Here is a 12,328-nt window from a genome sequence, read left to right as displayed (position 1 = left end):
ATTATTAAATTTATGATGATTATTATACTAACATAAGACCATAGACATTTCAACAACACGGAAAATGTTCTGTATTTTATGAATCTTCTACTATTTTTAATAGTGTGATAAAGTGTTATAGTAGTTCAATTAGAATGGTTAATAACAGGGGGGAGTTATTTTGACTACAAATGATCATTCCGCTAGTTATCCAAGTAAAAAAATTAGCTGGAAAGGAACAACATTACTTTTAGTCTTTGGGGTTATTTTTATTGCCTCTACATTACGAATGCCATTAACTGTTGTTGGTCCAATCATATCCTTTATCCGTGATGATCTTGGTATCTCTAATGTATTAGCAGGCTTTCTAACAACTATTCCATTGCTTGCTTTTGCCATCATATCGCCTTTTGCACCTATCGTAGCACGTAAACTAGGGCTTGAGCTTACTTTATTTTTATCCACTATTCTATTGGCCTTAGGGATAGTTCTACGCTCACTTGGAACAACAGGATTACTTATATTTGGTACTATGCTAATTGGCGTAGCAATATCTTTTGGAAATGTACTCATTCCAGGATTACTAAAATTGAAATTTCCATACCATGTAGGCTTACTGATGGCCTTCTTCACCATGTCCATGAATTTAACTGCTGGCCTTGGCGCAGGTATTAGCTATCCAATAGCTAATTCATCATTAGGCTGGCAAGGGGCTTTGGCCATTGCTCTTGTACTTGTTGTCGTTACGATTTTAATTTGGATACCTCAATTAAAATCAAATAAACCTGAACCAACTACCTCATCTAAAAAGTCAGGTCCACCACTATGGAAATCACCTGTTACGTGGGCCGTCACAGGCGCAATGGGTTTACAGTCTTTATTATTCTACACGACTGCAGCTTGGATTCCAGAAATCTATATTGCCCAAGGATTAGCTCCTGATAAGGCTGGCTGGATGTTTTCTATTATGCAATTCTCTCAAGTTCCAATGGCATTAGCTGTGCCTATTATTGCTAGTAAAATGACTTCACAGCGACCTCTTGTACTGATGTTTACGTCGTTCTATTTAGTAGGCTTTGTTGGTGTTGTAATGGAATGGACAAGCCTTGGAGTACTTTGGATGGTCCTTCTAGGATTAGCAGGTGGTTCTTCATTCGCATTAGCCATGATGTTTTTCACCCTTCGCACCCGTACTGCCTTTGAAGCAGCAGATTTATCAGGCTTTGCACAATCTTTAGGGTATTTATTTGCCGCAATTGGTCCTATTCTTTTTGGCTACTTGCATGATTTATTCGGTGGCTGGGATATTGCTGGCTGGCTTTTTGTAGTTGTGGCAATGGTACTTTTCTTCTGCTCAATGAGAGCTTCTAAAGATGAATATGTCCATTAAATTGGAGCAGATGGGAAATGGCATATGTTTCTCATCTGCTTTTTTATCAACCTATTTATTCAGCTGCTCTAATAACCTTAGCAGTTCCGCAAGACGGTCTGCTGCTTCGTTATTGTGCACTGTAATAGCCGTTAAACTAGGGATAGCCTCTTGTAAGAGTAGATAGCTGAAATAATAATAGCTTAAAAATGCTGTCTGCTCATAGCCCGTCGGCGTTTCTCTTTCCCACTCTTGATCGTCATCCTCTTCATTTTCTGTCCATAAGTAGTTTCTATCTAGCAGCTTCTGCATGGGTTGAACAGTTTGTGTTGGCTCTAAATAATCCACAGTAATCGCCTGAGCAACGGCTAAATAAAGTTCAATTTCTTGTAAGGAGACATCCTCCCTATCTTGGCTACCCAGCTTTTTTAAAAGGATTAACAAAACCCATGGTGTCACCTGCCAAAGTGTACCTTGATGTTCAATTAACTCAGCTAGTTGTCGGTAATTTTCCTCTTCAATCAGCTGCGGAATGGCTGCACCTCTTCCATAAGGTGTGGTCAATTGTTGCCACGGGATATCTGGAATTTGCTGCTCCAACATAGTGGATCACCCTCTTCTTAAAATACAATTAATTGATAAATTTACTGATAGGAAATTGAAGAGTCTTCTATTGTTAATAGCATGGTTTTTGATAAAAATAATTTGGTGTATGATAGACATTTACATAGGGCTTATGGAAAATATGCGTTGTTGCAGGTGAAAGCGGTGGAATTAACCATGTCCAGTTGCCTGTAACTTCCCGTTCAGCCGATAGCTCTGCTTCCTCAAATAATTTAAACTGCTGAGCCGCTGTATGATGATCGACAATGCTTACCCCATCTTCTTTAAAGGAATGGAGAACTGCTATATTAAGCTCCACTAATGCACGATCACGCCAAAGAGAAGCTTGTTTGGTTGTATCAAGATTAAAAATCTCAGCAATAGCTGGTAGCATATTATAGCGGTCATGATCAGCTAAATTACGTGCTCCAATTTCTGTCCCCATATACCAACCATTAAAAGGAGCAGCTTGGTAATCAATGCCTGCCATTCGAAAACGCATACTCGAGATAATGGGTACAGCATACCATTTCATCTCTAATTTTTCTATTTCAGCTTCCTCTGGATGGCGGATTGGCACCTCTAAAATATATTCTGCTGGAATTGTAAACAGCCTTGGAGCTCGCCCATCTACTTGTATAACAAGTGGTAACACATCAAAAGCTGTTCTCTCACTTTTCCAGCCTAGCGTTTCACATACTTGTGTAAACGCAACAGAATGAGAATCACCTATAACACCTAATTCCGTTTCATAGCCCGCATAACGGATAAGTTGGTGATTCCAAATCCGTACTCGATCTGAGGCAAACACGGTTATTGTAGGGCGGATTTTCCCACTATTTGTTGCATACTCGATATGCTCTAGTAATTTTCGAAAAATATCCTCTTCGTCTAAAAGATCTCGTGCGTCTACTACATGCAATGACTGCCAAAACAAGCGTCCAATACATTTGTTACTATTACGCCATGCGACACGTGCTCCAAAAACTAGTTCCTCTGTTGTGGGGTAATATTCACCTTCACTCTTAATCTCTTGCAATCTATTCTCTAACCAAAGATCTGATTTATTTTGTTCTTTCTGATATTGACTTAAGAATTGCTCTATCTCCTGTATACTCATATCGATTCCTCCACTTACCCTCATATTAGAGCAACGATACGGCAAGCACCATGAAAATAGCTGTTGAAAAAACATACATATTGCATATATGAAATAGTTTGTTCAAATTTATTAGTGGGTGAAACATGTGATTGATAAATGGAACAGGACCTTGAAATGAGCTAAAGCATTTATACTGTCCTATGTTCACCATAAAAAAGCTACAGAACCTTTTAATGGTTTTATAGTCTTGGTTGAACATCTACATATAGAAAAAAGCATGTAACACACATCTGTGCTACATGCTTGATGACCCGTACGGGATTCGAACCCGTGTTACCGCCGTGAAAGGGCGGTGTCTTAACCACTTGACCAACGGGCCGTGGCTCCGAAGGCAGGACTCGAACCTGCGACAACCTGATTAACAGTCAGGTGCTACTACCAACTGAGCTACTTCGGAATAATGATGGGCCTAAATGGACTCGAACCATCGACCTCACGCTTATCAGGCGTGCGCTCTAACCAGCTGAGCTATAGGCCCATTTTGGAGCGGGTGATGAGAATCGAACTCACGACATCAGCTTGGAAGGCTGAGGTTTTACCATTAAACTACACCCGCAAATAATGGTGGGTCAGGACGGAATCGAACCGCCGACACTTAGAGCTTCAATCTAATGCTCTACCAACTGAGCTACTGACCCGAAATGGAGGAGGTAGAGGGATTCGAACCCCCGCGCGGTGTTACCCGCCTGTCGGTTTTCAAGACCGATCCCTTCAGCCAGACTTGGGTATACCTCCAAAAATATTGAAATGGTGGAGCCTAGCGGGATCGAACCGCTGACCTCCTGCGTGCAAGGCAGGCGCTCTCCCAGCTGAGCTAAGGCCCCATTTAAATAAAAGATGGTCGGAATGACAGGATTCGAACCTACGACCCCTTGGTCCCAAACCAAGTGCTCTACCAAGCTGAGCTACATTCCGTAAAATACATTTATTGGCGCGCCCGACAGGAGTCGAACCCATAACCTTCTGATCCGTAGTCAGACGCTCTATCCAATTGAGCTACGGGCGCTTAGTAAATAAAAATGATGAGCCATGAAGGACTCGAACCTTCGACCCTCTGATTAAAAGTCAGATGCTCTACCAACTGAGCTAATGGCTCGTTAAAGAAAAAAATGGCTGGGGTACTAGGATTCGAACCTAGGCATGACGGAATCAAAATCCGTTGCCTTACCGCTTGGCTATACCCCAATGTTGAAATGGGGCGACTGATGGGAATCGAACCCACGAATGTCGGAACCACAATCCGATGCGTTAACCACTTCGCCACAATCGCCACTATATAAATCATAACAGCTGTATATGAACGAGTACCTCAATACCTGGCAGGGGCAGTAGGAATCGAACCCACACCAAAGGTTTTGGAGACCTCTATTCTACCGTTGAACTATGCCCCTAAAATGGTGGAGGGGGACGGATTCGAACCGCCGAACCCTAAGGAGCGGATTTACAGTCCGCCGCGTTTAGCCACTTCGCTACCCCTCCAAGGGAATGGTGCCGGCGATAGGAGTCGAACCCACGACCTACTGATTACAAGTCAGTTGCTCTACCAACTGAGCTACACCGGCAAAAATAATGGCGGTCCCGACCGGGATCGAACCGGCGATCTCCTGCGTGACAGGCAGGCATGTTAACCGCTACACCACGGGACCATATGGTGGAGGATGACGGGCTCGAACCGCCGACCCCCTGCTTGTAAGGCAGGTGCTCTCCCAGCTGAGCTAATCCTCCACAAAAAATAAGCGAAGCGACGTCCTACTCTCACAGGGGGAAGCCCCCAACTACCATCGGCGCTAAAGAGCTTAACTTCCGTGTTCGGTATGGGAACGGGTGTGGCCTCTTTGCCATCATCACTTCACTTATTCAGTTGAAAGGTTATTCTTTCAAAACTAGATAAACGTACATTGAATGCTTCAAACAATTTGGTTAAGTCCTCGATCGATTAGTATTCGTCAGCTCCATGTGTCACCACACTTCCACCTCGAACCTATCTACCTCATCGTCTTTGAGGGATCTTACTTACTTGCGTAATGGGAAATCTCATCTTGAGGGGGGCTTCATGCTTAGATGCTTTCAGCACTTATCCCGTCCACACATAGCTACCCAGCGATGCCTTTGGCAAGACAACTGGTACACCAGCGGTGTGTCCATCCCGGTCCTCTCGTACTAAGGACAGCTCCTCTCAAATTTCCTACGCCCACGACGGATAGGGACCGAACTGTCTCACGACGTTCTGAACCCAGCTCGCGTACCGCTTTAATGGGCGAACAGCCCAACCCTTGGGACCGACTACAGCCCCAGGATGCGATGAGCCGACATCGAGGTGCCAAACCTCCCCGTCGATGTGGACTCTTGGGGGAGATAAGCCTGTTATCCCCGGGGTAGCTTTTATCCGTTGAGCGATGGCCCTTCCATGCGGAACCACCGGATCACTAAGCCCGTCTTTCGACCCTGCTCGACTTGTAGGTCTCGCAGTCAAGCTCCCTTGTGCCTTTACACTCTACGAATGATTTCCAACCATTCTGAGGGAACCTTTGGGCGCCTCCGTTACCTTTTAGGAGGCGACCGCCCCAGTCAAACTGTCCGCCTGACACTGTCTCCTGCCCCGCTAAGGGGCATGGGTTAGAATTTCAATACAACCAGGGTAGTATCCCACCGACGCCTCCTTCGAAGCTGGCGCTCCGAGATCTCTGGCTCCTACCTATCCTGTACAAGTTGTACCAAAATTCAATATCAGGCTACAGTAAAGCTCCACGGGGTCTTTCCGTCCTGTCGCGGGTAACCTGCATCTTCACAGGTACTATAATTTCACCGAGTCTCTCGTTGAGACAGTGCCCAGATCGTTACGCCTTTCGTGCGGGTCGGAACTTACCCGACAAGGAATTTCGCTACCTTAGGACCGTTATAGTTACGGCCGCCGTTTACTGGGGCTTCAATTCGCAGCTTCGCTTGCGCTAACCACTCCTCTTAACCTTCCAGCACCGGGCAGGCGTCAGCCCCTATACGTCACCTTACGGTTTTGCAGAGACCTGTGTTTTTGCTAAACAGTCGCCTGGGCCTATTCACTGCGGCTCTCATGCGCTTGCACGCTCAAGAGCACCCCTTCTCCCGAAGTTACGGGGTCATTTTGCCGAGTTCCTTAACGAGAGTTCTCTCGCACACCTTAGGATTCTCTCCTCGACTACCTGTGTCGGTTTGCGGTACGGGCACCTCTCACCTCGATAGAGGCTTTTCTTGGCAGTGTGAAATCAGGAACTTCGTCCATACGGACTCGCCATCACAGCTCAACGTTACAGTGTGCGGATTTGCCTACACACACGCCTTACTGCTTGGACGCGCATAACCAACAGCGCGCTTACCCTATCCTACTGCGTCCCCCCATTTCTCAAACGGTGAGGAGGTGGTACAGGAATATCAACCTGTTGTCCATCGCCTACGCCTGTCGGCCTCGGCTTAGGTCCCGACTAACCCTGAGCGGACGAGCCTTCCTCAGGAAACCTTAGTCATACGGTGGACGGGATTCTCACCCGTCTTTCGCTACTCATACCGGCATTCTCACTTCTAAGCGCTCCACCAGTCCTTCCGGTCTGACTTCAACGCACTTAGAACGCTCTCCTACCACTGACATCGTAGATGTCAATCCACAGCTTCGGTGAATCGTTTAGCCCCGATACATTTTCGGCGCAGCGTCACTCGACCAGTGAGCTATTACGCACTCTTTAAATGATGGCTGCTTCTAAGCCAACATCCTGGTTGTCTGTGCAACGCCACATCCTTTTCCACTTAACGATTACTTTGGGACCTTAGCTGGTGGTCTGGGCTGTTTCCCTTTTGACTACGGATCTTATCACTCGCAGTCTGACTCCCGTGTATAAATATCTGGCATTCGGAGTTTGTCTGAATTCGGTAAACCGGGATGGCCCCCTAGTCCAAACAGTGCTCTACCTCCAGTATTCTCATCACGAGGCTAGCCCTAAAGCTATTTCGGAGAGAACCAGCTATCTCCAAGTTCGATTGGAATTTCTCCGCTACCCACACCTCATCCCCGCACTTTTCAACGTGCGTGGGTTCGGGCCTCCAGTAAGTGTTACCTTACCTTCACCCTGGACATGGGTAGATCACCTGGTTTCGGGTCTACGACCACGTACTATTTCGCCCTATTCAGACTCGCTTTCGCTGCGGCTCCGCCTTCTAAAGCTTAACCTCGCACGTAATCGTAACTCGCCGGTTCATTCTACAAAAGGCACGCTATCACCCATTAACGGGCTCTAACTACTTGTAGGCACACGGTTTCAGGATCTCTTTCACTCCCCTTCCGGGGTGCTTTTCACCTTTCCCTCACGGTACTGGTTCACTATCGGTCACTAGGTAGTATTTAGCCTTGGGAGATGGTCCTCCCGGATTCCGACGGAATTTCACGTGTTCCGCCGTACTCAGGATCCACTCAGGAGAGAACGAACTTTCGACTACAGGGCTTTTACCTGCTCTGGCGGACCTTTCCAAGTCGCTTCATCTAACTCGCTCTTTTGTAACTCCGTATAGAGTGTCCTACAACCCCAAGAGGCAAGCCTCTTGGTTTGGGCTCTTCCCGTTTCGCTCGCCGCTACTCAGGGAATCGATTTTTCTTTCTCTTCCTCCAGGTACTTAGATGTTTCAGTTCCCTGGGTCTGCCTTCAAGACGCTATGTATTCACGTCAAGATACTACGCGATTAAACGTAGTGGGTTCCCCCATTCGGAAATCTCCGGATCAAAGCTCACTTACAGCTCCCCGAAGCATATCGGTGTTAGTGCCGTCCTTCTTCGGCTCCTAGTGCCAAGGCATTCGCCGTGCGCCCTTAATAACTTAACCTACAGCTTTCAATACACATCGCATTTCGTTGTCAGCTTCACTCGTTCAATCAGTCACGTACTGAAGTACGCTCCTTCATTCACTCGATTGCTTCCTAGAACTGCTCGTGTCTTGAAACCTTACTAATGTTATTAAGCCTATAAAAAACTTAAAAAATAAATGTGTTTGTTACAATTTCAATGTCGTTTTATCCAGTTTTCAAAGAACAAAGTTACTGCCTGCTTCTACTTCTTCGCAGCTTTGCGACGAAAGCGTAGCGACAGGAGCAAATATTTGAAGTATTTCATTCGGAAGAATGAACCTTCAAAACTGAACGCAAAACGTAATCTTACAAACCCTAGGTTTGTATTCCGAAATAATCCTTAGAAAGGAGGTGATCCAGCCGCACCTTCCGATACGGCTACCTTGTTACGACTTCACCCCAATCATCTATCCCACCTTCGGCGGCTGGCTCCAAAAGGTTACCTCACCGACTTCGGGTGTTACAAACTCTCGTGGTGTGACGGGCGGTGTGTACAAGGCCCGGGAACGTATTCACCGCGGCATGCTGATCCGCGATTACTAGCGATTCCGGCTTCATGTAGGCGAGTTGCAGCCTACAATCCGAACTGAGAACGACTTTATCGGATTAGCTCCCTCTCGCGAGTTGGCAACCGTTTGTATCGTCCATTGTAGCACGTGTGTAGCCCAGGTCATAAGGGGCATGATGATTTGACGTCATCCCCACCTTCCTCCGGTTTGTCACCGGCAGTCACCTTAGAGTGCCCAACTAAATGATGGCAACTAAGATCAAGGGTTGCGCTCGTTGCGGGACTTAACCCAACATCTCACGACACGAGCTGACGACAACCATGCACCACCTGTCACCGTTGCCCCCGAAGGGGAAACTATATCTCTACAGTGGTCAACGGGATGTCAAGACCTGGTAAGGTTCTTCGCGTTGCTTCGAATTAAACCACATGCTCCACCGCTTGTGCGGGCCCCCGTCAATTCCTTTGAGTTTCAGTCTTGCGACCGTACTCCCCAGGCGGAGTGCTTAATGCGTTAGCTGCAGCACTAAGGGGCGGAAACCCCCTAACACTTAGCACTCATCGTTTACGGCGTGGACTACCAGGGTATCTAATCCTGTTTGCTCCCCACGCTTTCGCGCCTCAGCGTCAGTTACAGACCAGAAAGTCGCCTTCGCCACTGGTGTTCCTCCAAATCTCTACGCATTTCACCGCTACACTTGGAATTCCACTTTCCTCTTCTGCACTCAAGTCCCCCAGTTTCCAATGACCCTCCACGGTTGAGCCGTGGGCTTTCACATCAGACTTAAAGGACCGCCTGCGCGCGCTTTACGCCCAATAATTCCGGACAACGCTTGCCACCTACGTATTACCGCGGCTGCTGGCACGTAGTTAGCCGTGGCTTTCTAATAAGGTACCGTCAAGGTACAGCCAGTTACTACTGTACTTGTTCTTCCCTTACAACAGAGTTTTACGATCCGAAAACCTTCTTCACTCACGCGGCGTTGCTCCATCAGGCTTTCGCCCATTGTGGAAGATTCCCTACTGCTGCCTCCCGTAGGAGTCTGGGCCGTGTCTCAGTCCCAGTGTGGCCGATCACCCTCTCAGGTCGGCTACGCATCGTCGCCTTGGTGAGCCGTTACCTCACCAACTAGCTAATGCGCCGCGGGCCCATCTTATAGCGACAGCCGAAACCGTCTTTCAGTGTTCCACCATGAGGTGGAACAGATTATTCGGTATTAGCCCCGGTTTCCCGGAGTTATCCCAAACTATAAGGTAGGTTGCCCACGTGTTACTCACCCGTCCGCCGCTAACGTCAAAGGAGCAAGCTCCTTCTCTGTTCGCTCGACTTGCATGTATTAGGCACGCCGCCAGCGTTCGTCCTGAGCCAGGATCAAACTCTCCATAAAAGAAATTTGATTAGCTCAAATTGTTTTGCTGGCATCAATTTTGATGTCCAAAATTTTGTTTCGTTCACTAGCCAAAACTAGTTACTTAAAACTTTATTGATTACGTTTTGCTTGTTCAGTTTTCAAGGTTCATGTTTTGCTTTATTTTAGCGTGTCACCGTGGCGACTTGTATAATACTACACCCTTATTTTTAAAAGGTCAACACTTTTTCTAAAAAAAAATTAAGTTTTTTCTCAAAGCAGGATAACTTCCTATATTAATAACATAAAATATTTTGGCTAATAAAGATGTTTTCACTAGCTGTTGTATTTTATTTTAGCATATCCCTCGATAATAATTTAGTAGTTTTTTTTAGAACTATAATCAAAATAATTGAATATTAAAATTGAGTTTTCAACCTAAAGATAGACTAAAAAAAGTTGAGACTTTCTCTATGTTCTTTTTCATTTACATTTATGACGGACGAAACATCAAATCTACTCCACGTGATCAATTAGAAAAGAATCGAGAAGTACTTCTCGATTCCTTTAGATGGATAGCCTGAGATTTTAAAATGGGAAAAAGAATGGGATGGCTACCATCATGACAATGAACATAACAATTTGTAATGGAACCCCTATTCTGACAAAGTCCATAAATTTATAGCCCCCTGCTGTCATTACTAGTGCATTTGTTGGGGAAGCAATTGGTGTAGCAAATGCCATACTTGCGGCTACCGCAACTGCAATCATAAATGTTGTGGGACTTACATCCATTGCAATGGCGGCACTCATGGCAATCGGCGCAAACAATACTGCAGTTGCTGTATTACTAATAAATTGACCAAATACAGCAGTTAAAATATAAACACCTATTAGTACACCATAAGGTCCGAAATCGCCTAGAGCATTGATGATCCCATCAGATAAAATAGCCATGCCTCCTGTTTTTTCTAATGCTGTCGCCATTGGCAGCATAGCAGCTACAAGCACGATACTTTCAAAATTCATATTGCTATAGGCATCTTCCATGTTTCTTAAACAACCCGTCAATATCATTAGGACAGCACCAATCATGACCGAGATGACAGCAGGAAAAATTTCGAATGCCATCAAAAAAATCATGAACAACATAATAATACCTGCAATACCAGCTTTGCCTGTAGCCGCTGCTACACTTGCATGTTCCTTAGGCTGACCGACAACCACAACATCCTGGGTCTCTCTTGCTAACAAAAGAATTTCATCCCATGCTCCTTGCACTAATATCGCATCTCCAAATTTCAATTTATGTGAAACCATATCTTGGAGCTTATAGCCACCTCTACGATTAATACCAATGATATTTAAGTTATATTTTTCTCGGAATCCAAGAGAGCTGACCGTTTCATTGATAAAGCTTGAATTAGGTGTGAGCAATACTTCTGCAATACCAAGATGTTTCGATACTAGTTCGTCGGCTTCTCCTTCTACTAATCCTTGCATCTCAAGCTGATAATCCTCAACAAACCGACGAATATCCTCTTCTTCACCTTGAACATATAGCTCGTCTTTTGCATGTATAACACTTGTTGGACCAGCCATTTCTTGATAAGTCATCGGTAATAAGTTAATGCCCTCCTGAGATTTACGATGAATTTTCATCATACAAAGCATATACGTAGCTGGCAGTTTTAATTCTGCTAAAGATGTTTCAATAATAGGTGATTCATCAGGAACAGAGATTTTAAATAGGCGATTATTTAAATCATATTGCTTAATAATTTTCTTAGGTGAAAGTTTATACCCCTCATTTGTCTGAGTTCGATTACGATCCTTTGGTAACAAAATATTACGCACAAGTACTAAGTAAGTTATCCCCGCAATCATCCCGATAATACCAATAGGGGTCACTTCAAAAAAGCCAAGTTTATGATAGCCTCGGTCGACCAATAACTGACTAACGATTAAATTTGTTGGTGATGCAATCAAAGTCATCAGCCCAGAAAGACTTGCTACATATGAAAGTGGTAGAAGAAATTTAGAAGGGCTGACTTTCATACTAATTGCTATACTCACGACTATCGGCATCATTAGTGCTACAGTACCGGTATTACTCATAAAGGCACCGACTGATCCTACAATAATAAGCAGTAACACAAATAGTTTTAGCTCACTATTACCAGACCACTTAAGTAAAAGTTGCCCTGCCATTCCTGCAAGTCCTGTCCGTAAAATTCCTGCACCCACGACAAATAACCCTGCAATCATTAAAACGACAGAGTTAGAAAAACCAGCTAATGCCTCGGCCGGCGTTAAAATATTCGTAATGACAAATCCTAGAAGTGACACAATTGCTACAAGATCTGCCCGTACTTTATTGGTCACAAATGCGAAAATCGTTACTCCTAAAATAAGAAATGTTAATGTAAGTTGCACATCCATGAATTCCTTTCTAACATTAATCATTATAATTATTACCAGCAAAAAGATTG

At 45.1% G+C, this 12,328-nt stretch carries 4 protein-coding genes, 17 tRNA genes and 3 rRNA genes; 1 reads left to right on the top strand and 23 read right to left on the bottom strand.

Translation table 11 applies throughout. From position 1 onward, the window contains the following. Positions 1–160: 160 nt before the first annotated feature. Positions 161–1,369: a CynX/NimT family MFS transporter gene (locus MKY49_RS00915; RefSeq protein ID WP_274795276.1), complete on the top strand. Its 1,209-nt coding sequence runs from the start codon at positions 161–163 to the stop codon at positions 1,367–1,369. Positions 1,370–1,420: 51 nt separating this feature from the next. On the opposite strand, the gene MKY49_RS00910 is transcribed toward MKY49_RS00915, so the two are convergent. The 23 genes from MKY49_RS00910 to MKY49_RS00800 all read right to left on the bottom strand — a co-directional run bounded on the left by MKY49_RS00910 (position 1,421) and on the right by MKY49_RS00800 (position 12,278). Beyond that, on the bottom strand, positions 1,421–1,951 hold the full coding sequence (locus tag MKY49_RS00910) for a hypothetical protein (protein ID WP_312507499.1): 531 nt from the start codon (positions 1,949–1,951) through the stop codon (positions 1,421–1,423). 73 nt (positions 1,952–2,024) lie between these two features. Beyond that, positions 2,025–3,071 (bottom strand): nitric oxide synthase oxygenase, encoded by a 1,047-nt coding sequence (locus MKY49_RS00905; protein ID WP_341385399.1) that lies wholly within the window; start codon positions 3,069–3,071, stop codon positions 2,025–2,027. A 289-nt stretch (positions 3,072–3,360) separates the two neighbouring features. After that, positions 3,361–3,432, bottom strand: a tRNA-Glu gene (locus tag MKY49_RS00900). Between the two features lies 1 nt (position 3,433). Then, a tRNA-Asn gene (locus MKY49_RS00895) sits at positions 3,434–3,510 on the bottom strand. A gap of 7 nt (positions 3,511–3,517) precedes the next feature. Further along, positions 3,518–3,591 (bottom strand) — tRNA-Ile (locus tag MKY49_RS00890). 4 nt (positions 3,592–3,595) lie between these two features. Beyond that, positions 3,596–3,669, bottom strand: a tRNA-Gly gene (locus MKY49_RS00885). 6 nt (positions 3,670–3,675) lie between these two features. Beyond that, a tRNA-Phe gene (locus tag MKY49_RS00880) sits at positions 3,676–3,751 on the bottom strand. Between the two features lie 4 nt (positions 3,752–3,755). Then, positions 3,756–3,848, bottom strand: a tRNA-Ser gene (locus tag MKY49_RS00875). Positions 3,849–3,861: 13 nt separating this feature from the next. Further along, positions 3,862–3,937, bottom strand: a tRNA-Ala gene (locus tag MKY49_RS00870). Between the two features lie 14 nt (positions 3,938–3,951). After that, a tRNA-Pro gene (locus MKY49_RS00865) sits at positions 3,952–4,028 on the bottom strand. Positions 4,029–4,042: 14 nt separating this feature from the next. Continuing rightward, positions 4,043–4,119 (bottom strand) — tRNA-Arg (locus MKY49_RS00860). Between the two features lie 17 nt (positions 4,120–4,136). Then, a tRNA-Lys gene (locus MKY49_RS00855) sits at positions 4,137–4,209 on the bottom strand. A 14-nt stretch (positions 4,210–4,223) separates the two neighbouring features. Further along, positions 4,224–4,298: transfer RNA gene (locus MKY49_RS00850), tRNA-Gln, on the bottom strand. Positions 4,299–4,307: 9 nt separating this feature from the next. Continuing rightward, a tRNA-His gene (locus tag MKY49_RS00845) sits at positions 4,308–4,383 on the bottom strand. Between the two features lie 47 nt (positions 4,384–4,430). Beyond that, positions 4,431–4,504: transfer RNA gene (locus MKY49_RS00840), tRNA-Trp, on the bottom strand. Positions 4,505–4,508: 4 nt separating this feature from the next. Continuing rightward, a tRNA-Tyr gene (locus tag MKY49_RS00835) sits at positions 4,509–4,592 on the bottom strand. A 7-nt stretch (positions 4,593–4,599) separates the two neighbouring features. After that, a tRNA-Thr gene (locus MKY49_RS00830) sits at positions 4,600–4,675 on the bottom strand. A gap of 8 nt (positions 4,676–4,683) precedes the next feature. Further along, positions 4,684–4,759, bottom strand: a tRNA-Asp gene (locus tag MKY49_RS00825). A 3-nt stretch (positions 4,760–4,762) separates the two neighbouring features. Next, positions 4,763–4,838 (bottom strand) — tRNA-Val (locus MKY49_RS00820). Positions 4,839–4,849: 11 nt separating this feature from the next. Beyond that, positions 4,850–4,965, bottom strand: a 5S ribosomal RNA gene (gene rrf / locus MKY49_RS00815). Positions 4,966–5,029: 64 nt separating this feature from the next. Continuing rightward, positions 5,030–7,957, bottom strand: a 23S ribosomal RNA gene (locus tag MKY49_RS00810). A gap of 366 nt (positions 7,958–8,323) precedes the next feature. After that, a 16S ribosomal RNA gene (locus MKY49_RS00805) occupies positions 8,324–9,875 on the bottom strand. The 16S, 23S and 5S rRNA genes sit together here with 17 tRNA genes alongside, the layout of an rRNA operon. Before the next feature lie 549 nt (positions 9,876–10,424). Next, complete coding sequence (locus MKY49_RS00800) at positions 10,425–12,278, bottom strand: SLC13 family permease (protein WP_341385398.1); 1,854 nt, start codon at positions 12,276–12,278, stop codon at positions 10,425–10,427. Positions 12,279–12,328: the final 50 nt, after the last annotated feature.

Origin of the sequence: Lysinibacillus sp. FSL M8-0134, from assembly GCF_038069745.1 — a bacterium.
Lineage (GTDB): Bacteria > Bacillota > Bacilli > Bacillales_A > Planococcaceae > Lysinibacillus > Lysinibacillus irui.
The sequence above is the reverse complement of the archived record's forward strand: the minus strand, read 5'-3'. Positions and strand labels throughout refer to the sequence as shown.